Below are 18054 nucleotides of genomic sequence, written 5' to 3'. Positions count from 1 at the left end.
GTTGGCCACGCCGGCGCGCTCACCGGCAGCAGCGGTCATGCCCTCGAGCATCTCGCGCGGGGCGGGGTGGCCCGGCAGGGCGTCGAGGTAGACCTCGTGGGCTGACAGCGAGGCGATCCCGCGCTCCAGCGGCTCCCCGGTGACATCGACTGCGCAGGTCGGCTCATCACCCGAGACGAGCAGCCAGTCCGCCTTCCACGCCTCCAGGCCCTCCTCGTCGCGCAGTTCGGGGAAGACCCACGGATTGTCGGCATCGCGGATCGCGTCGATGACGGCAAGGCCGACGTTGCGGTGGTCGACGTGGTTGAGCCCGAAGCTGACCTCCAGCTTCCACGGCAGCGTGATGATCGCCTGCGGGCGGTAGGACCGGATCTGCCGGGCGATCGCCCTGCGCAGCGCATGGTCGGCTGCGACGAGACCATCAGGGAAGTCGAGGATCGTCAGCGACTCAACCCCCACCTCGGCGCAGGCGGCCTGCTGCTCGCGGCGGCGCACCGTTGCGACTTCGGCTGGTTCCATGTCGCGGATGCCGGCCTCACCGGCGGTCAGCAGAAGATAGGAGACATCGATCCCGGCCGCCGTCCAGGCTGCGACGGCGCATGAGGCGCCGTATTCCATGTCGTCGGGGTGGGCGACGACGCCGAGGACGCGGTCGATGCCGGTGGTGTCGAAGAATTCGAGATCGCTCATGCATCCACCCTAGGCCATGGGCGGGCAGATCTCAGCGGGACTCGTCTGCCGCATCCGGTCCGTCGCCGGCGGCATGGGAGCCGCCTGCAGGGTCAGTGCCGGACTGCGCTCCGGGAGCGGAGTCGGTGCTCGCCGGCGCATCTGCCGCGGCGTCGCTATCGCCGTCCTTCCTGCCGTGGCCGAAGGGCAGCAGGTGCATGACGCCGACGATGATGAGCCCGACGATGAGGCCGAGGATGAGTGAGCAGATCGTGTTGATGAGCCAGCCGAGCACCGCGCCGACCGCCGGCACGGCAGCGCCGTAGCCTTCGAGGTGGTGGACGACGCCGTAGAGTCCGTCCCAGCCGAGGTCCTTGGTGCCCACGAGCAGGATGTGCCCGCCGACCCACAGCATGGCGAAGGTGCCGATGATCGAGATCGCATCGAGCACGCGCGGCATCGCAGCGACGAGGAAGCGGCCGAACTTCTGCGTGCCGGCGGACTCCTTCTGCGTCATCGCCAGGCCGATGTCGTCCATCTTCACCAGCAAAGCGACGACGCCGTAGACGAGCGCGGTGATGCCGACGGCGACGGCGATGAGGATGATCGTGCGGTTGACGAGCGGTTCGCCGGCGACCTCGTTGAGGGAGATGACCATGATCTCGGTCGAGAGGATGAAGTCGGTGCGCACCGCACCGGTGACGACCTGCTTCTCGCTCTTCTCACCCTGCAGCTGCGAGGGTTGCTCCTTCTCCGCGTGGTGGCCGCCCAGCTTCTCCCAGACTTTCTCGGCGCCTTCGAAGCACAGATAGCAGCCGCCGATCATCAGCAGCGGAGTGAGCACCCACGGCAGGAACTGGCTGAGCAGCAGTGCGGCCGGCAGAATGATGAGCAGCTTGTTGCGCAGCGAACCGAGAGTGATCTTCCAGATGATCGGCAGTTCGCGTGCCGGCGAGACACCGTGCACATACTGCGGGGTCACGGCAGCGTCGTCGACGACGACACCGGCGGCCTTCGCGCTGGCGCGGGCGGTCGCGGCTGCCACATCGTCGGCGCTGGCAGCCGCCATACGCGCCATCGCGGCGATATCGTCGAGCAGCGCGACGATGCCGCCGCTCATCGTCCGGCTCCCGAGGCGGTGTGCGCCGCGTGCGGATCGTGCGGGTGAGTCCTCTCTGTCATAGCTGACATCTTACGGCCCACCGGCGCTTAAGCGGCGCTCATCGGCACGGTCATGTGACACCGCGCATGAGCCGGATGACCGGCTTGGCCGTCAGCAGCACGATGAGGCCTGCGACGATCGAGGCCAGACCGAGCGTCGTCCAGTACGGCACCTGATTGTTCGCGTCGTAGTACGTGGCGAACACTCCGGACAGCGAAGTGCCCACGCCGGAGCCCAGGAAGTACAGGGCGATCATCTGCGAGGTGAACACCTTCGGTGACAGGCGGGTGGCCACCGACAGGCCGATGGGGGAGATGAGCAGCTCGGCGACGACGAAGAGCGCGAGGATGAACGTCACCCACAGCAGCGGCACAGTGTTGCCGTGCGACTGCGCGAAGGGCAGGAACAGCAGGTAGGATCCGCCGATGATGAGCAGCGACAGCCCGGCCTTGATCGGGGTGGCTGGCTGCCGGGAGCCGAGTTTGAGCCAGATCGCGGAGAACACCGGGGCCAGAGCGATGACGAATACCGGCGGGATGAGGGCGATCCAGGCGATCGGCATCTCCCAGCCGAAGATGCTGCGGTTGAGCTCGGTGTCGGAGTAGGCGGTGAGGACGTTGAAGATCTGCTGGTACAGCGACCAGAACGCCACCGTTGCCAGTACGAACGGGATGAACGACAGGGTGCGGGAGCGTTCGACCTCGGTGATCTCGGTGCTGCGCAGGATGACGGTGAAGTAGGCGGTCGCGGCGATGAGGCAGACGAGGGTGGTCCAGATCGCGAGGTTGTCGGCGTTCATGAGCCCCGACATCCACAGCACGGTGATGACGGCGATGACGCCGAGCGCGCCGGCACCGAACTTCCAGCGCTGTCCAGCCGGCAGCGGGTTGACGACGATCTTCGCCGAGGCGGGGATGCTCTTCCGTCCGGTCATGTAGACGATGAGGCCGATGGCCATGCCGACGGCGGCAGCGCCGAAGCCGAAGTGGAAGCCGATGCTCTTCTGCAGCCAGCCGGTGAGCAGCGGGCCGAGGAAGGCGCCGATGTTGATGCCCATGTAGAACAGTGAGAAGCCGGCCTCGCGGCGGGTGTCCTTCTCGGTGTAGAGCGTGCCGACGATCGCACTGGCGGTGGCTTTGAGGCCGCCGGAGCCGAGCGCGACGAGGATGAGACCGACGGCCACGCCGCCGACCCCGTGCAGCACGCCGAGGGCGATGTGACCGCACATGATGATAACGGCAGACCAGAACAGCACCGGTTCGGCGCCGAACGCCCGGTCGGCCAGCCAGGCCCCGCCGACAGTGGCGAGGAAGACCGCGCCGCCGTAGGCGCCGACGATGGCCAAAGCCGTCGGCTGGTGGATGCCGAGCCCGCCGTCAGTGGTGTTGAAGTACAGGTACAGGGCAAGGATGCCGGTCATGCCGTAGTAGGAGAAGCGCTCCCACATCTCGAGGCCGAACAGCTGCATGAGCGGCAGCGGGTGGCCGAAGAAGCGAGTGTCGTTGCGGATGTCCTCAGTTCTCAGAGCCGAGGCGTCCGTCTGAGACGAGCCAGTCATATCCTTAGTCCTTGTCATTCGGTCGCTGCCTTCAGCTCAGAGGCCGGCAGGCGCCGGGACAGTGCTGAAGGCCGCCGACACTCTACTCCTGCGGCACAGCTCGCGCCAATGCGCCTTGCCGGCTCTCACACACCCTCCAGCTGCTGACCTGGCCGCCTCTCCAACCCCTGCCGCTGACAGCCCGGCCGCGCTGTACAGGCTATCGCGGCCGGTGGCAGGATGTGGTCATGACTGCACAGGAGACCACCGGCGGCGACGCACAGCGCCGCGTCGAGGTGACCAGGATCACGGAGAACCACTACCGGGCGCGCACCGCCTCAGGGGCTGAGATCGAGTTCGGCCGCGGTGAGGGGCTCCTGACTCCCGTCGAACTGCTGCTGGCGGCCACCGCCGGCTGCTCGGCCATCGATCTCGACACCGTCACCACCCGCCGCACCGAGCCTGAGCGCTTCGACATCACCGCCACCGGCGAGAAGGTCGTCGAGGACGATGAGGCCTCCCGGCTCGATGACATCCGGCTTCACTTCGACCTCGTCTTCCCCGACGACCAGGCCGGTCAGCAGGCGGCGAAGATGGTCGAGCGGCTGCTCGAACTCTCCCACGACCGCTACTGCACCGTCTCGCGCACAATCGAGCACGGTGCACCGGTGACGATGACCTCCGAGGTCAGCCCCGACATCGCAGCGGATTCCCCGGACGCATAAGCGCCCAGCGCTTCGTGCCGGCGGCGCCTGCACGTCTGGGAAGACCGCCGTGGACGACACCTGGTTTGCCGGCGTGGCCGAGTACCACGAGCTCTTCATGGGCGCGGCCTGGCAGCGGCTCATGACCCATGTCGAACCCGCCATCGCCGAGGCGCTGGGCACCTCGGCGGGTCCGATCGTTCAGTTCGGGGCCGGGTCGGGCATCGGGACGGCGCACCTGCACGAGCGGTTCCCGCATCTCGATGCTCTGCGCGCCCAGCTGCCGGCTCCGGGCAGCGTGCCCGTCATCCTCATCGCGCACGGTCAGCGGGGTCCTCAAACTCAGCCGTCAGCCTCCGTGAACACGTGGGCGAAGGCGGCGTGGGTGTCAGGGGAGAAGAGGACGAAGCGCACCTCGTCAATACCGTCCCAGCCCTGGGAACCGCACGCCTGCCCGGCTGCCTCCGCGGTTTCGGAAGCCGACCAGCCGTACACGCCGGCGCCGATGGCCGGGAACGCGACCGTCGCAGCTCCCACGCGCTGCGCTTCGCCCAGGCTCGCCGCATAGCAGGAGACGAGAATCTCGGGGTCGGTCTGGCCGGCATGCCGGTTCGGGCCGACGGTGTGGATGACCCAGTCGGCCGACAATCTGCCAGCCGGGGTCGCGATCGCCTGGCCGGCGGGCAGTCCGTCGGTCAGCTGCTCGGCACGGATCCGCCGGCAGGCCTCCAGCAGTTCCGGTCCGGCCGCCCGGTGGATCGCGCCGTCGACCCCGCCGCCGCCGAGCAGGGAGGAGTTGGCGGCATTGACGATCGCATCGCAGGTCTCGGAGGTGATGTCCCCGGTGTGCAGGGTGATGCGCATAGTGCAGCGGCTCCTTCGATCAGGCGGCGGTCAGTGAGACGGAGCACAGCCCGCCGTTGGCGTCGTACTCGGTGCGCACTTCGGTCGACTCCAAGCTGAACACCTCGGCGCCGGCCGTGCTGTCCTCGAACAGCGCGTGCACCCGCTGCGGGGCGCCGAAGGTCTTGTGCACCTGCGCGGCGTTCGGCCGGCACCACCAGGACTCGACCAGCCAGGACGGCACGACGATGCCGTTGAACGAACCGGTGCGGTCGTAGACGAGACGCAGCTCCACCTCGGCGAGGGTGCCGGAGGCGAAGAGGAACTCGACACCGGAGTTGATGAAGGTCCACCACACGCAGTCGTCGGATTCTGTGCGCAGGGGATTCTCTCCGACCACGAGCATGGCTGAGAGGACCGCGATGTCATCGCAGCGGCGGCCGACAGCACGACTGAGGGGAAGGATGTTACCGGACACGGGCATCGCGTTCATGTGACACAGCTTACAGTCGAGGGCGCATGAACGGGGAGGGGCTCGACAGCGTGCCATATCACGATTGCGTGACGATCGGCGACCCGGCCGGTCGGTACTCTCACGGGCACACAGGTTTTGGCTACGGTGAGATCGCATTCGTGTCCCACTTCCCACCAGGTCACTGGAAGGACATCCATGTCTCGCACGACCCACGCCCCGCTGCGCCGACGGTACCGCACCGTGCTGGCCGCAGCAGTTCTCGCAGCTGCCGGGCTCACCGCTGCCGCCGGTCCAGCCGCGGCCAACCCGCAGGCCGATTCTCCGGCCGGTCACGATGTGCTGCCGCGCCCGCCGATCAAGCAGCCCGAGATCGATCCGCTCACCGGCCATGCCATCGACACCAACCCGGCCGCCGATCCGCCGCTCAAGCCCGGTTCCGGGCTGCACGAGGGCAAACCGGCCTTCGTCGACGTTGCCGTCGCCACGGTCTGGACCGATTCCTCCAGCCCGCGGAAGGTCGATCAGCCGGCGCTGGCCAACCCGGTCCGGCTCGATGAGTGGAACGCCAACCTCAAGGACACCGAGGTGCGCCGCGGGCTGACCGGCAAGACGCAGACCCAGGCGCTCTACGGCGACGAAGTCCGCATCCTCTCACTTACGAAGGACTGGGCGAAGGTCGCTGTGCGCTCGCAGTCGGATCCCGGTGCCAAGCACGGCTATGAGGGCTGGATGCCGCGCGCTCAGCTCGTCGGCAACCCGGACTTCGGAAAGCTGCGCGGTGCAGGAGAGCTCGCGGTCGTGGAGGCGGTGAAGACCGCTGTCAGCGACGCTCCGGGCGGCAAGGCGATGAAGACCGTTTCGACGAACACCGCACTGCCGGTGCTCACCGGCAGCGATGACGCCGTGCGCGTGCGCTTGCCGAATGGCACCACCGGCTGGGTCAAGACCTCCGATGTGCGCCTGCAGGCGCCCGGTGCCGGCGCGACGAAACCCAAGCCGACAGATCTGACCGCTACGGCCAAACAGTATGAGGGCATCCGCTATCTGTGGGCCGGTACCTCCCAGTACGGCTTCGACTGCTCCGGGTTCACCTACGCAGTCTACCGCTCACACGGCATCGACATCCCGCGTGACTCCGGCCCGCAGTCGAAGGCCGGCACGAGCGTGAAGTCCTCACAGCTGCAGCCAGGCGACCTCATCTTCTTCGCCAACCGCGGCGGCAAGGGGACGGTCCACCACGTCGGCATGTACCTCGGCGGTGGGAAGATGATCCACGCCCCGAACGCCTCGAAGAACGTCGAGATCGTCGACTGGAAGAAGTGGGATCGCGCAGGCCAGTTCGCCGGCGCCAAGCGCTACCTCTGACAGACTCTTCAAGCGCCATCTCTGACAGAGTCAAGCGCACGCAGCAGGGCCCGGAACCGATCGGTTCCGGGCCCTGCAGCTGTGCGGAGATGGATCAGACGTCCTTCTTCTCCAGCGTCTTCATGATCTCGTTGAGAGTCTTCGACGGACGCATGACAGCCGACGCCTTCTCGTCCTCGGGCAGGTAGTAGCCGCCGATGTCAGCGGAATCGCCCTGCACCGCGAGCAGCTCCTCATCGATCGTGTCGACATTCTCACGCAGCTCACCGGCGATCTGCGTGAACGCCGCAGCCAGCTCGGCGTCCTCGGTCTGCTTGGCCAGTTCCTCAGCCCAGTACAGGGCCAGGTGAAAGTGGCTGCCGCGTGAGTCGCGCTCGCCGACCGTGCGCGACGGCGACTGGTTCTCGTTGAGATAGGTTTCGGTCGCCTTGTCCAAGGTCGCGGCCAGCACACCGGCGCGTTCATTGCCCGCACTGCGGTTGAGGTGGCGGAAGCTCTCAGCGGTGGCGAGGAACTCGCCGAGGGAGTCCCACCGCAGGTGGTTCTCCTCCAGCAGCTGCTGCACGTGCTTCGGCGCCGAACCGCCGGCACCGGTCTCGAACAGGCCGCCGCCGGCGATGAGCGGAACAACGGAGAGCATCTTCGCCGAGGTGCCGAGCTCGAGGATCGGGAACAGGTCGGTGTTGTAGTCGCGCAGCACGTTGCCGGTCACCGAGATGGTGTCCTCGCCGCGGCGGATCCGCTCGAGGGAGAACTTCGTGGCCTCGACCGGGTTCATGATCTGGATGTCGAGGCCGTCGGTGTCGTGCTCGGGTAGGTACTGCTTGACCTTCTGGATGAGGTTGCGGTCATGGGCGCGCGACTCGTCGAGCCAGAACACGGCCGGGGTCTCAGAGATCCGGGCACGGGTGACTGCGAGCTTGACCCAGTCGCGGATCGGCTCGTCCTTCGTCTGGCAGGCACGCCAGATGTCACCGGCCTCGACGTCGTGGCTCATGAGCACGGTGCCTGCGGAGTCGACAACCTCGACGGTGCCGGCTTCGCTGATCTCGAACGTCTTGTCGTGGCTGCCGTACTCCTCGGCCTTCTGGGCCATGAGCCCGACATTGGGAACCGATCCCATGGTGGCCGGATCGTAGGCTCCGTTGGCCTTGCAGTCCTCGATGACAGCCTGGTAGACCCCGGCATAGGAGGAGTCGGGGATGACGGCCAGCGTGTCGGCCTCTTCACCGTCGGGTCCCCACATCTTGCCGCCGATGCGGATCATCGCCGGCATCGAGGCGTCGACGATGACGTCACTGGGCACGTGCAGGTTGGTGATGCCCTTATCGGAGTTGACCATTGCCATCTCCGGGCCGTTGGCCAGGCCCTTCTCGATGCCTTCGCGCACGGCGGTGGCGACGTCCTCAGGCACCTCGTCGAGTCCGGAGAGGATTGCGCCGAGTCCGTCATTGGGGCTCAGACCGGCCGTGGCCAGCTGCTCACCGTAGGTGCTGAACACCTCGGGGAAGAACGCCTCTACGACGTGGCCGAAGATGATCGGGTCGGAGACCTTCATCATCGTCGCCTTGAGGTGCACGGAGAACAGCACGCCTGCGTCCTTGGCGCGGGCGATCTGCTCAGTGAGGAACGCATCGAGGGCCGAGGCCTTGAGGAAGGTCGCGTCGACGACCTCGCCGGCGAGCACCGGAACCTCCTTGAGGGTCTCGGTTCCCGAGGCGGTGTGCAGCCGGATCGTGAAGGTGTCGTCCTTCTCAGCGACGACGGAGAGCTCGTTGGAGCGGAAGTCGTCCTTGCCCATCGTGGCGACGGCGGTCTTCGAGTCAGCCGACCATTCGCCCATCGAGTGGGGGTGCTTCTTGGCGTAGTTCTTCACCGCCTCCGGTGCGCGGCGATCGGAGTTGCCCTCGCGCAGCACCGGGTTGACGGCCGAGCCTTTGACCTTGTCGTAGCGGGCGCGAACGTCCTTCTCCTCGTCCGTCGCCGGCTCCTCCGGGTAGTCCGGGAGCTGGTAGCCCTTCTCCTGCAGCTCAGCGATCGCAGCCTTGAGCTGCGGGACCGAGGCGGAGATGTTCGGCAGTTTGATGATGTTGGCCTCAGGCTGCTTGGCCAGCTCGCCGAGCTCAGCGAGAGCATCAGGCGCCTTCTGCTCCTCGGTGAGGTAGTCGCCGAAGAGCGCGATGATGCGGCCGGCCAGTGAGATGTCACGGGTCTCGACCTCGACGCCAGCCGTCGTGGCGAAGGCTTCGAGGATCGGCTTGAACGAGTACGTCGCCAGCATCGGCGCTTCATCGGTGTGCGTATAGATGATCTTTGACATAGTCAGTGACGTCTCCAGATCGCTAGGGGTTATCTCTGTCAGTCTACTCAGCGACCCAGGCGGCGGCCTAACCCCCTCGGGCATGACAGGGGTGCGATCGCACACGCCCCGCCGGTGGTCTGCCGGTTCGTATTATCCTGTTGCGCGGGGTTCACGTGACCCGGCCGTCACCAGGGACGATCCGGTGACGGCCAGCTGCCGGCCCAGGGGAGGAGACTGCGATGGCCAAGCTGTACTTCCGCTACGGCGCCATGAATTCGGGCAAGTCCACCGCCCTGCTGCAGGCGGCCTACAACTATGAGGAGCGCGGCCAGCGGGTGCTGCTGGCCAAGCCGCGCATCGACACGAAGGGCGCTGACGAGATCGTCTCCCGGCTCGGGGTCACCCGGACCGTCGACTTCCTCATCGACACCGATGCCAACGTCGAGCAGATCTTCGCCGACACCGCCGGCTACGTCGACCACGATGCGCTCATCGAGAGCCTGGAGGTGCCCGTGCAGCCGGTCGCGTGCCTGCTCATCGACGAAGCCCAGTTCCTCTCCGACAGCCAGGTCGATGACTGCCTGCGGATCGCGACCCTGCGCAACGTGCCGGTCATGGCCTACGGCATTCGCACTGACTTCCAGACCCGCGCCTTCCCCGGCTCGGCCCGGCTGTTGGAGATCGCCCACACGCTCGAGGAGCTCAAGACGATCTGCCGGTGCGGGCGCAAGGCGATGTTCAACGGCCGGCAGGTCGACGGCGAATTCGTCTTCTCCGGCGATCAAGTCGCCATCGACGGGATGGACGTCACCTACGAGTCGCTGTGCGCCAACTGCTATCTCACCCGGTCCGGGGGAGTGCTCGGCGCTGCCAGCCGCTAACGATCCGGACACGGCTGCCTCCTGCGGTACCGGTGCGTGAGCTCCTTCACTATGGTGGAAGCTGAACGTTTCGTGTGAAGGAGGATGTTCGCCCATGGCGATCCCGCAGCTGTCCTACTCCATCGTCCACGACCCCGGCCCCGAAGCTCCCGTCCTCATCCTCGGCACCGCGCTGGGCACCACCCGCGAACTCTGGGCTGGTGTGGCCTACCGGATGGCCGATGGCTACCGCATCGTCACCTTCGACCTGCCCGGCCACGATCCCGCCAGCCACACTGCAGACGATCTCGAAGCCCAGCTCGCCGACCTCACCCTGGCTGACATCGCCGCTGGCGTCGTCGCCATCGCCGACGCGGTCGGCGCTGACACCTTCCTCTACGCCGGCCTGTCGATCAGCGGCGGGGTGGCCATGCAGCTGGCACTCGACCATCCCGACCGTCTCACCGCAGTCGCCGCCCTGTGCGCAGCCCCGAAGTTCGGCGACGCCGAGAGCTGGGACGAGCGCATCGCCGCCGTCCGGGCTGGCGGCACCCGCAGCCTCATCCCCGACACCGCCGACCGCTGGTTCGCCGCCGGCTTCCTCGACGAGGACAACCCGGCCGGCCCGATGGTCTGCGAGATGCTCGGCAATGTCCCCGATGGCGGCTACATCGCCTGCTGCCAGGCGCTGTCACGCTTCGACATCACCGAGCGGATCCCCGATATCTCCATCCCGATCCTCTTCGTCGCCGGCGCCCAGGACATCGGCAACCCGCCGGAGTCTATGCGCGCCCTGGCCGAACAGGCCCCGGCAGGCGAAGCGACCGTCATCCCAGATGCCGCCCACATCGTCGTCGCCGAACACCCCGACCTCGTCTGCGACACCCTCACCGCCTTCTTCTCCCGCGCCGAGAACCGCAGCTGACACGCCCCGTCCACCTGCGCCGTCCATCTGCCTGTCCACCGCCACGTCCAACTGTCCAGCTAAGGGAATGAGCCCGATGTCCGAGAACCGACCAGCAGGCGAACACGCCTCCCACTACTCGCCGCTGCCGCGCACCGGCAACAGCGAGCAGAACATGCTTTCACCCGGAGAGCGGGCGGAACCGTTTTCGAAGTCGACGAACTACACCCGCTGGATCGGCATCCTCGGCGGGCTCGTGCTCGCGGCCATCATCTGGTTCGTCATGCCCGAAGAGGTGCCCCACGGCGCCCGCGTCACCGCCGCCACAGCCAGCGTCATGGCCGTGTGGTGGATGACCGAGGCGCTGCCGATCCCGGCGACCGCACTCGTCCCGCTCGTCGTCTTCCCCCTCCTCATCGAAGGCACCGAAGAGGCCCCGGTGACCGTCTCCTCGGTCGGTGCGAAATACGGCTCCGACACGATCTTCCTGTTCATGGGCGGGTTCCTCATCGCCCTGGCGATGCAGCGCTGGAACCTCCATCGGCGCATCGCCCTCATCATCCTGTCGTTCATGGGCGAGCGCACCGGCGCGCTCATCGCCGGCTTCATGATCGCCACCGCATTCCTGTCGATGTGGGTGTCGAACACCGCAACCGCCGTGCTCATGCTGCCCATCGGCCTGTCCGTCCTCGTGCTCGTCAACGAAGCGATGTCGAAGGCCGGCGACGACACGCTCGAAGACTCCGAGAAGGCCGATGACGACGCGACCGGCACCGACGGCATCCTGCAGTCGCGCTTCGGGATCGCACTCATGCTCGGCATCGCCTATGCCGCCTCGATCGGCTCGGTTGCCACGATCATCGGCACCCCGCCGAACACCCTGCTGGTCGGCTACCTGCGCGAGAACCAGGACATCGACATCCATTTCGGCCAGTGGATGCTTGTCGGCACCCCGGTGGCGATCGTCATGCTTGTCGCCGCCTGGTTCGTGCTCACCAAGATGTTCTTCAAGCCCGAGATCGACCGGATCCCCGGCGGCCGCGACCTCATCCGCCGCGAGATGGACAAGCTCGGACCGGTCTCGCAGGGCGAATGGCGTGTCCTCACGCTCTTCGTGCTCGCTGCTGTGTCGTGGATCGCGCTCCCGATCATCTTCGAGGATCCGCCGATCGACGACGCCGGCATCGCCATGACCATCGGCCTGCTGCTGTTCTTCATGCCCGCCGGCCACGCCCGCGGCGTCCGGCTGCTCGACTGGGAATCAGCCGTCGAACTGCCGTGGGGCGTGCTGCTGCTCTTCGGCGGCGGCCTGGCGCTGTCGGACCAGTTCACCAAGACCGGGCTGACCGACTGGATCGGCGAATCGGTCCAGGCGCTGGACTGGATGCCGCTGGTCGCACTCGTGGTCATCCTCGCCACCGGCATCATCTTCCTCACCGAGATCACCTCGAACACCGCCACCGCCGCGACGTTCATCCCGGTCGTCGCCGGTGTCGCGATGGGCCTGGGCTACGACCCGCTGCTGCTGACGATCCCAGTCGCACTCGCCGCCACCTGCGCGTTCATGCTGCCGGTCGCCACCCCGCCCAACGCGGTGGCCTACGGCTCGGGCTATGTGCGCATCGCCGACATGGTCAAGGGCGGCGTGGTGCTCAACGTCATCGGCATCGTCATCATCTCGATCGTCACCATGACGATCGCGGTGGGTGTCTTCTCGATCGCTCTGTGAACGTGAGGGCCGTCATGCCCTCGGCCTGCTGAGCAGCAGTTAGGCTGAGGGCATGGCGAAACTCTTCGAACCGATCACCCTGCGCGGACTCACCGTCCGCAATCGCGTCTGGCTGGCACCGATGTGCCAGTACTCCTGCGAGAACCGCGACGGCATGCCCGGTCACTGGCACCTCGTGCACCTCGGCGCCCGCGCCACCGGCGGGTTCGGCCTCATCCTCACCGAAGCCGCTGCTGTGCTGCCCGAAGGGCGGATCTCACCGCAGGACGCAGGCATCTGGTCCGATGCCCACACCGAGGCCTGGACCCCGATCGTCGACTTCGCCCACAGTCAGGGCGCGGCGATCGGCATGCAGCTCGCCCACGCGGGCCGCAAAGCCAGCACGTACCGTCCGTTCGTCGGCGAGCCCTCTGGCTCCGTTCCCGAGGCGGCCGGCGGCTGGCCGACTGTCGGGCCCTCGGCTGTCGCATTCGAAGGGCTCGCAGAGCCGGCAGCGCTGAGCCGGGAGGCCATCGCCGAGGTCGTCGAGGCCTTCGCTGCCGCGGCCCGCCGGGCTGACGCAGCCGGGTTCGACACGGTCGAGATCCACGCCGCCCACGGCTATCTGCTCCATTCCTTCCTCTCACCGCTGTCCAACGTCCGCACTGACGAGTACGGCGGCGATCTCGCCGGCCGTGCCCGTCTGCTCATGGAGGTCTACACCGCTGTGCGCGAGTCCTTCGACGAGGACAAGCCGGTGCTTGTGCGGATCTCGGCCAGCGACTGGACCGATGGCGGCTTCGACATCACCGAGGCCACCGAGGTCGCGACCGCCCTGCAGGATGCCGGCTGCGATCTCATCGACGTGTCCTCCGGCGGCAACGTCATCGCAGACATCCCCGTGGGCCCGTCCTATCAGGTGCCGCTGGCCGCGGAGATCGCTGCCGCTGGCGTCACCACCGGCGCCGTCGGGCTCATCACCGAGCCCGCACAGGCCGAGGGCATCCTCGTCTCCGGTGACGCCGACGTGGTGCTGCTGGCCCGGGCCGCGCTGCGCGAACCGGCCTGGCCGCAGCGAGCTGCCCATGCACTCGGGCTCGACTGGCGCGACGCGCCATACCCACCGCAGTACACCCGCGGCAAGTGGTGAACCGCACGCGTCAGTTCTGTGACGGAGCCTTCTGAGCTTCTGTGCCGTCGGTCATGTCGGCGGTGAGCTGCAGACCGGCGACACCGGCGATGATGAGAACCAGACAGGCGATCTTGCCCGCACCGAACTCCTCACCGAGGACCGCGGACCAGGCGGCTGTCGTCGCGGCGCCGATTCCGGTCCAGATCGCATAGGCGGTGCCCATGGGGATCGCCCGCATCGCATAGGCCAGGCCGGACAGCGATGCCGCGAGACCGGCGAGGAAGAGGGCCCCGCGGCCGGGGTGCAGCACACCGGCGGCCAGCATGCCCGCCCAGATCGCCTCGGCCATGCCGGAGAAGAGGAGCACCAGCCAGTACTTCGTCATGGCAGTACCTGCAGTCCGACGACACCGGCGATGATCGCCGCGACGCAGGCGATGCGCACAAGATTCAGCCGTTCAGTCCCGCGCAGGGCGCCGAGGGCCAGCGTGGTGATGGCACCAGCGGCCACCCAGGCGGCGTAGCCGGAGCCGACGGGAACCTCCTGCAGGCCCCAGGCCAGACCGGCCATGGAGACAACGGCCCCGATGACGAAGAGGGCCAGACGCGGCATGATGCGCAGATGGCGGGCGGCCAGAGCGAATGCCCACATCGCCTCGAACGTGCCGGATGAGATGAGAACAGTCCAGTACATGATGAGAAAGCGGCCGTCTTTGCGCTCGGCGGGTACGGCTCCCTCGTCCGCTGGCACTGTCGGTGCCTGCTGGCCACCATAGCACCGCCGCCCCCCGCTGACCGGGCGCGCACCCGGTGAGACCCGTGTGCGGCGGGCACCGTTCCCGTTAGGCTGGGACCTAAGCCCCCGCTGGCTGCCGCCGGCGGCACACCGGAGAAGAGGAGACCGCCATGGACCTTCAGCTCACTGATGTTTCCCTCCGCTCGATCGCCGTCTCGGAGATGAGCAACAACGTCTATCTGCTCACCTCGGCCACGACCGGCCAGCAGATCATCATCGATGCCGCTGACGACGTCGAGGCGATTGAGTCGCTCGTCGAAGCCGGCGCCGAGGCGGGACCCGCCGATGCCGCCCATGTCACCGATGTGCTCACCACACACCGGCACTGGGACCACGTCCGCGCCCTCAAACCGATTACCGAGCGCTACGACGCCCGCACAGTCGCCGGCGTCAACGACGCTGAGGCGATCACCGAGGAGTCGGGCCAGACAATCGACCAGCAGGTCGCCCATGGCGAGACTCTGTCCTTCGACGGGTTCGAGCTCAACGTCATCGAGCTGCGCGGCCACACTCCCGGATCGGTGGCCTACGTGCTGCGCGACTCCGGGGGCGAGGTCGTCATCTTCTCCGGCGACAGCCTGTTCCCGGGCGGCCCGGGAAAGACGTGGAGCAGCGAGGACTTCGCCTCGCTCATGGACGACCTGGAGGAGAGGATCTTCGGCCAGTTCGGCGACGAGACCCACGTGCTGCCCGGACACGGTGATGCGACCACGATCGGTGCCGAGCGTCCGCAGATCCCTCAGTGGCGCACGCGAGGCTGGTGAGCTTCAGCGCACCTGCAGGCAGATGATCGCCGCTGCCGCCCACGCAGCTGTCAGCAGCAGTGCGGCGATGACACCGGTGTTCCACCGGTGCTGGGGCGTCGTGTTTTCGAGCACCGGATCGGCAAGGAATCCGCGTTTGTCCAACTCGGCGTGATAGTCGACGACAGCGATGATGAGCGGATTCGCGTTGTCGCGTGTGCGCGCACCAGCGGAGGGACCCGCAGGTGCCTGACGCGAGGTGGGCAGGGCTCGCTTCATCGCCCGCGGTATCGCCCACGCGGATTCCTTCGTTCCCCAGCGCGTGGTGACCGCCAGCCCGTAGCGCAGGTCGAAGGCATCAACGGCTGGCCAGGGGATCGGCGTGGTGCGCAGGATGTTGACGAATGCCATTCCTGCTGGGGAGATGTCGACGTGAGGGTGCCAGTACAGCGCCCAGACGAGTACCGCGCCGAGGGCAGGGATGCCTGCCAGCAGCAGGGCGGTCGGCGGTGGGAACTGGTAGGCGATGCTCACGGCTGCGACAACGGCAACGCCGATGGCGGTGCCGGCGAGGACACGGGCGCCGGTCGGCCGCAGTGTGCCCTCCTCTGGGTAGCGCGGCGGCCCGGAGCTCGGGCGGTTCAGCAGCGAGAACATGGCCTCCACCCTAATCGAAGGCCAAGATGGATCTGCGCTCACAGCACCTGCCGAGCTGCGACGCTGACCTTCCGGTTGAGCTGCATCGGGAGAGGCCGAACGATGCAAGTTCATGCAGTGATCTGCACAACATGCACTACACCATTCATCGACGTCTCAAATCGGTAACGATAGGCGTAATTTCCCGAATTGTGGACTCTGTCACACGCTCCGGTGGCCTAGCTTTAGTTGCGATCCACACTTCGCTCATGAAGTGCTCACCTGGCAGTCATGATTGTCATGCTGGCCGGTGAGATTGCGATTACCGATAGAAGGAGACGACGTGAAAAGAGGCATTCTCACCGCAGCTGCCGGTGTGGCGGCGTCAGCACTGCTGCTGTCCGCCTGCACACCCCCCGGTGGCGGCGGTAATGAAGGCGGTGCCGGAGGCGGCGAAGGCGGCGGCGAAGTCAGCGTCATGTGGAACCAGCCGTTCTACTCGATGAACAACGACACTTCCGCGACCAACAACGTCACGAACGCCAACGTCGTGTACATGATGCATGATGCATTCAAGTACTACGACGAGAACCTCGAGCTGCAGGACAACACCGCGTTCGGCACCGTCGAGCAGGTGTCTGAGGATCCCCTCAAGGTCAAGTACACGTACAGCGACAACGCCAAGTGGTCCGATGGAACCCCGGTCGACGCTGCTGACCTCGTGCTCGCCTGGGCTGCACGGAGCGGCAACTTCAACACCACCGAAGATGCAGAGCGTGACGACGAGGGCGCTGTTGAGGATGCCGGCGGCGATGTCTTCTTCGACGCCGCGGAGCCGGGCCTGGCACTGATCACGGACTTCCCGGAGATCTCCGAAGACCGCAAGGAAGTCACCTTCGAGTACAGCAAGCCCTTCGCTGACTGGGAAGTCAACCTCACGACCGGTAACTCCGGCATGCCGGCGCACATCGTGGCCAAGAACGCCATCGACACCGAGGATCCCGAAGAGGCCAAGAAGGCCGTGCTCGACGCGATCGAGAACGAGGACAAGGACCAGCTCGCGAAGATCGCCGAGTTCTGGAACACCGGCTTCAATATGACCTCGATGCCGGACGACGAGGACCTCCTCGTCGGTTCCGGCCCGATGAAGATGACGGACTTCAGCGAAGGTCAGTACCTCACCCTCGAAGCACGTGACGACTACGAAGGCGACCGCAAGCCGAAGGTGTCGAAGATCACGATCCGCTACAACGAGGACCCGATGGCCGCTGTCCAGGCCCTGGAGAACGGCGAAGTCCAGCTCATCAACCCGCAGTCGACCGCTGACGTCCTGCAGGCCGTCGAGGGTATCGACGGTGTGGAGAACAAGACCGCTGACGGCGCCACCTACGAGCACGTCGACCTGACGTTCGACAACAACGGTCCGTTCGATCCGGCCTCCTACGGCGGCGATGAGGAGAAGGCCAAGCAGGTTCGCGAAGCCTTCCTCATGTCGATTCCGAGGGGCAAGATCGTCAACGACATCGTCAAGCCGCTCAACGATGAGGCTGAGATTCGCGAATCGTTCACCCAGGTTCCGGGCTCGCCGGATTACGACAAGGTCGTCGAAGCCTCCGGCATCAAGAACACCTACGGTGAAGGCGATGTCGAAGAAGCCAAGAAGATGCTCGAAGAGGCCGGCGTCGACGAGGCTCCGAAGGTCCGCCTGCTGTACGCGAAGGGCAACGCCCGCCGCGAGCAGGAGTTCCAGCTCATCAAGGAAGCTGCCGATCAGGCTGGCTTCGAGGTTTCCGACAATGCTTCGGAGACCTGGTCTGAAGAGCTCGGCGGCGGCGAGTACGACGCCGCGCTGTTCGGCTGGCAGTCCACCTCGACCGCTGTGACCGAATCCGATGCGAACTTCCGCACCGGTGGTCAGAACAACTTCGGCGGATTCACCAACGACGAGGTCGACAAGCTCTACGACGAGCTCCAGGTGGAGACCGACCCGGCTCGCCAGGCCGAGATCCTCGGCGAAGTCGAGAAGGTCCTGGTCGACGAGGGCTTCGGCATCACGCTGTTCCAGTTCCCGGAGATCGTCGCATACTCCGATCAGCTGCAGAACGTCAAGCCGATGACTGTATCACCGACCATGTTCTGGAACTTCTGGGAGTGGGAGATGTGAGCTAGAGGCTCTCATCACTGAGACCTCGATGCTCTGACCGGCGGGGGGGGGGGGG

Annotated in this window: 18 protein-coding genes and 1 riboswitch; of the genes, 8 read left to right on the top strand and 10 right to left on the bottom strand. The window is 66.5% G+C overall.

What is annotated here, in order from left to right:
- The 3 genes from M3B11_RS12590 to M3B11_RS12580 form a co-directional block, all read right to left on the bottom strand.
- A partial coding sequence (locus tag M3B11_RS12590) for a PIG-L deacetylase family protein (protein ID WP_259877787.1) occupies nt 1-690 on the bottom strand: 690 nt, incomplete at its 3' end.
- A 31-nt stretch (nt 691-721) separates the two neighbouring features.
- The gene (locus tag M3B11_RS12585; RefSeq protein WP_259877785.1) at nt 722-1789 is read right to left on the bottom strand and encodes a DUF808 domain-containing protein; all 1068 of its coding nucleotides are present in this window, start codon (nt 1787-1789) and stop codon (nt 722-724) included.
- 112 nt (nt 1790-1901) lie between these two features.
- The gene (locus M3B11_RS12580) at nt 1902-3389 is read right to left on the bottom strand and encodes a peptide MFS transporter (protein WP_259877784.1); all 1488 of its coding nucleotides are present in this window, start codon (nt 3387-3389) and stop codon (nt 1902-1904) included.
- A gap of 227 nt (nt 3390-3616) precedes the next feature.
- Between M3B11_RS12580 and M3B11_RS12575 the strand changes: the two genes are divergently transcribed.
- A complete protein-coding gene (locus M3B11_RS12575; protein ID WP_259877783.1) occupies nt 3617-4093 on the top strand; it encodes an OsmC family protein in 477 nt (158 codons plus the stop codon).
- On the opposite strand, the gene M3B11_RS12570 is transcribed toward M3B11_RS12575, so the two are convergent.
- Genes M3B11_RS12570 through M3B11_RS12560 form a run of 3 tightly spaced genes read right to left on the bottom strand, consistent with a single transcriptional unit; the run spans nt 4056 to nt 5408 of the window.
- A complete protein-coding gene (locus M3B11_RS12570) occupies nt 4056-4412 on the bottom strand; it encodes a hypothetical protein (RefSeq protein WP_259877782.1) in 357 nt (118 codons plus the stop codon). The two genes, M3B11_RS12575 and M3B11_RS12570, sit on opposite strands and share 38 nt — an antisense overlap.
- A gap of 2 nt (nt 4413-4414) precedes the next feature.
- Nucleotides 4415-4936 (bottom strand): O-acetyl-ADP-ribose deacetylase, encoded by a 522-nt coding sequence (locus M3B11_RS12565; protein ID WP_259877781.1) that lies wholly within the window; start codon nt 4934-4936, stop codon nt 4415-4417.
- Nucleotides 4937-4955: 19 nt separating this feature from the next.
- A complete protein-coding gene (locus M3B11_RS12560) occupies nt 4956-5408 on the bottom strand; it encodes a hypothetical protein (protein WP_259877780.1) in 453 nt (150 codons plus the stop codon).
- A 177-nt stretch (nt 5409-5585) separates the two neighbouring features.
- Here M3B11_RS12560 and M3B11_RS12555 point away from each other — a divergent pair, with 177 nt between their 5' ends.
- Nucleotides 5586-6755 carry an NlpC/P60 family protein gene (locus M3B11_RS12555; protein ID WP_259877779.1) on the top strand — a complete coding sequence of 390 codons (1170 nt, stop codon included), beginning with the start codon at nt 5586-5588 and terminating at the stop codon, nt 6753-6755.
- Between the two features lie 94 nt (nt 6756-6849).
- Here the strand turns inward: M3B11_RS12555 and M3B11_RS12550 are convergent, their stop codons facing one another.
- Nucleotides 6850-9075 carry an NADP-dependent isocitrate dehydrogenase gene (locus tag M3B11_RS12550; RefSeq protein WP_259877778.1) on the bottom strand — a complete coding sequence of 742 codons (2226 nt, stop codon included), beginning with the start codon at nt 9073-9075 and terminating at the stop codon, nt 6850-6852.
- Nucleotides 9076-9296: 221 nt separating this feature from the next.
- Between M3B11_RS12550 and M3B11_RS12545 the strand changes: the two genes are divergently transcribed.
- The 4 genes from M3B11_RS12545 (at nt 9297) to M3B11_RS12530 (ending at nt 13679) form a co-directional block, all read left to right on the top strand.
- A complete protein-coding gene (locus tag M3B11_RS12545) occupies nt 9297-9938 on the top strand; it encodes a thymidine kinase (RefSeq protein ID WP_259877777.1) in 642 nt (213 codons plus the stop codon).
- Between the two features lie 94 nt (nt 9939-10032).
- A complete protein-coding gene (locus M3B11_RS12540) occupies nt 10033-10842 on the top strand; it encodes an alpha/beta fold hydrolase (RefSeq protein ID WP_259877776.1) in 810 nt (269 codons plus the stop codon).
- 76 nt (nt 10843-10918) lie between these two features.
- Nucleotides 10919-12550, top strand: a complete 1632-nt coding sequence (locus tag M3B11_RS12535; protein WP_259877775.1) for a DASS family sodium-coupled anion symporter — start codon at nt 10919-10921, stop codon at nt 12548-12550.
- 52 nt (nt 12551-12602) lie between these two features.
- Nucleotides 12603-13679, top strand: a complete 1077-nt coding sequence (locus M3B11_RS12530) for an NADH:flavin oxidoreductase/NADH oxidase (protein ID WP_259877774.1) — start codon at nt 12603-12605, stop codon at nt 13677-13679.
- 10 nt (nt 13680-13689) lie between these two features.
- Here the strand turns inward: M3B11_RS12530 and M3B11_RS12525 are convergent, their stop codons facing one another.
- Together M3B11_RS12525 and M3B11_RS12520 are read right to left on the bottom strand one after the other, a co-directional pair.
- On the bottom strand, nt 13690-14046 hold the full coding sequence (locus M3B11_RS12525; RefSeq protein ID WP_259877773.1) for a multidrug efflux SMR transporter: 357 nt from the start codon (nt 14044-14046) through the stop codon (nt 13690-13692).
- On the bottom strand, nt 14043-14354 hold the full coding sequence (locus tag M3B11_RS12520) for a multidrug efflux SMR transporter (RefSeq protein WP_259877772.1): 312 nt from the start codon (nt 14352-14354) through the stop codon (nt 14043-14045). The genes M3B11_RS12525 and M3B11_RS12520 overlap by 4 nt, the downstream gene beginning before the upstream one ends.
- Nucleotides 14355-14360: 6 nt before the next feature.
- A riboswitch (guanidine-III (ykkC-III) riboswitch) is annotated at nt 14361-14426 on the bottom strand.
- 140 nt (nt 14427-14566) lie between these two features.
- On the opposite strand from M3B11_RS12520, the gene M3B11_RS12515 reads away from it, so the two are divergent.
- On the top strand, nt 14567-15220 hold the full coding sequence (locus M3B11_RS12515; RefSeq protein WP_259877770.1) for an MBL fold metallo-hydrolase: 654 nt from the start codon (nt 14567-14569) through the stop codon (nt 15218-15220).
- Between the two features lie 3 nt (nt 15221-15223).
- Here the strand turns inward: M3B11_RS12515 and M3B11_RS12510 are convergent, their stop codons facing one another.
- Nucleotides 15224-15856, bottom strand: coding sequence for a PH domain-containing protein (locus M3B11_RS12510; protein WP_259877769.1), 633 nt, complete (start codon nt 15854-15856; stop codon nt 15224-15226).
- A 322-nt stretch (nt 15857-16178) separates the two neighbouring features.
- Here M3B11_RS12510 and M3B11_RS12505 point away from each other — a divergent pair, with 322 nt between their 5' ends.
- On the top strand, nt 16179-17999 hold the full coding sequence (locus tag M3B11_RS12505; RefSeq protein ID WP_259877768.1) for an ABC transporter family substrate-binding protein: 1821 nt from the start codon (nt 16179-16181) through the stop codon (nt 17997-17999).
- Nucleotides 18000-18054 lie beyond the last annotated feature (55 nt).

Origin of the sequence: Brevibacterium sp. p3-SID960 (genome assembly GCF_025144725.1) — a bacterium.
Lineage (GTDB): Bacteria > Actinomycetota > Actinomycetes > Actinomycetales > Brevibacteriaceae > Brevibacterium.
Note: the sequence above shows the minus strand (reverse complement) of the source record. Positions and strands in the feature narration are given on the sequence as shown.

Excerpts from the sequence above, each read along its gene's own strand:
- M3B11_RS12535 (WP_259877775.1), top strand. The coding sequence starts at position 10,919 with ATGTCCGAGAACCGACCAGCAGGCGAACACGCCTCCCACTACTCGCCG.
- M3B11_RS12580 (WP_259877784.1), bottom strand. The coding sequence starts at position 3,389 with ATGACTGGCTCGTCTCAGACGGACGCCTCGGCTCTGAGAACTGAGGAC.
- M3B11_RS12545 (WP_259877777.1), top strand. The coding sequence starts at position 9,297 with ATGGCCAAGCTGTACTTCCGCTACGGCGCCATGAATTCGGGCAAGTCC.
- M3B11_RS12520 (WP_259877772.1), bottom strand. The coding sequence starts at position 14,354 with ATGTACTGGACTGTTCTCATCTCATCCGGCACGTTCGAGGCGATGTGG.
- M3B11_RS12550 (WP_259877778.1), bottom strand. The coding sequence starts at position 9,075 with ATGTCAAAGATCATCTATACGCACACCGATGAAGCGCCGATGCTGGCG.
- M3B11_RS12515 (WP_259877770.1), top strand. The coding sequence starts at position 14,567 with ATGGACCTTCAGCTCACTGATGTTTCCCTCCGCTCGATCGCCGTCTCG.
- M3B11_RS12575 (WP_259877783.1), top strand. The coding sequence starts at position 3,617 with ATGACTGCACAGGAGACCACCGGCGGCGACGCACAGCGCCGCGTCGAG.
- M3B11_RS12585 (WP_259877785.1), bottom strand. The coding sequence starts at position 1,789 with ATGAGCGGCGGCATCGTCGCGCTGCTCGACGATATCGCCGCGATGGCG.
- M3B11_RS12525 (WP_259877773.1), bottom strand. The coding sequence starts at position 14,046 with ATGACGAAGTACTGGCTGGTGCTCCTCTTCTCCGGCATGGCCGAGGCG.
- M3B11_RS12540 (WP_259877776.1), top strand. The coding sequence starts at position 10,033 with ATGGCGATCCCGCAGCTGTCCTACTCCATCGTCCACGACCCCGGCCCC.
- M3B11_RS12510 (WP_259877769.1), bottom strand. The coding sequence starts at position 15,856 with ATGTTCTCGCTGCTGAACCGCCCGAGCTCCGGGCCGCCGCGCTACCCA.
- M3B11_RS12555 (WP_259877779.1), top strand. The coding sequence starts at position 5,586 with ATGTCTCGCACGACCCACGCCCCGCTGCGCCGACGGTACCGCACCGTG.
- M3B11_RS12565 (WP_259877781.1), bottom strand. The coding sequence starts at position 4,936 with ATGCGCATCACCCTGCACACCGGGGACATCACCTCCGAGACCTGCGAT.
- M3B11_RS12560 (WP_259877780.1), bottom strand. The coding sequence starts at position 5,408 with ATGAACGCGATGCCCGTGTCCGGTAACATCCTTCCCCTCAGTCGTGCT.
- M3B11_RS12530 (WP_259877774.1), top strand. The coding sequence starts at position 12,603 with ATGGCGAAACTCTTCGAACCGATCACCCTGCGCGGACTCACCGTCCGC.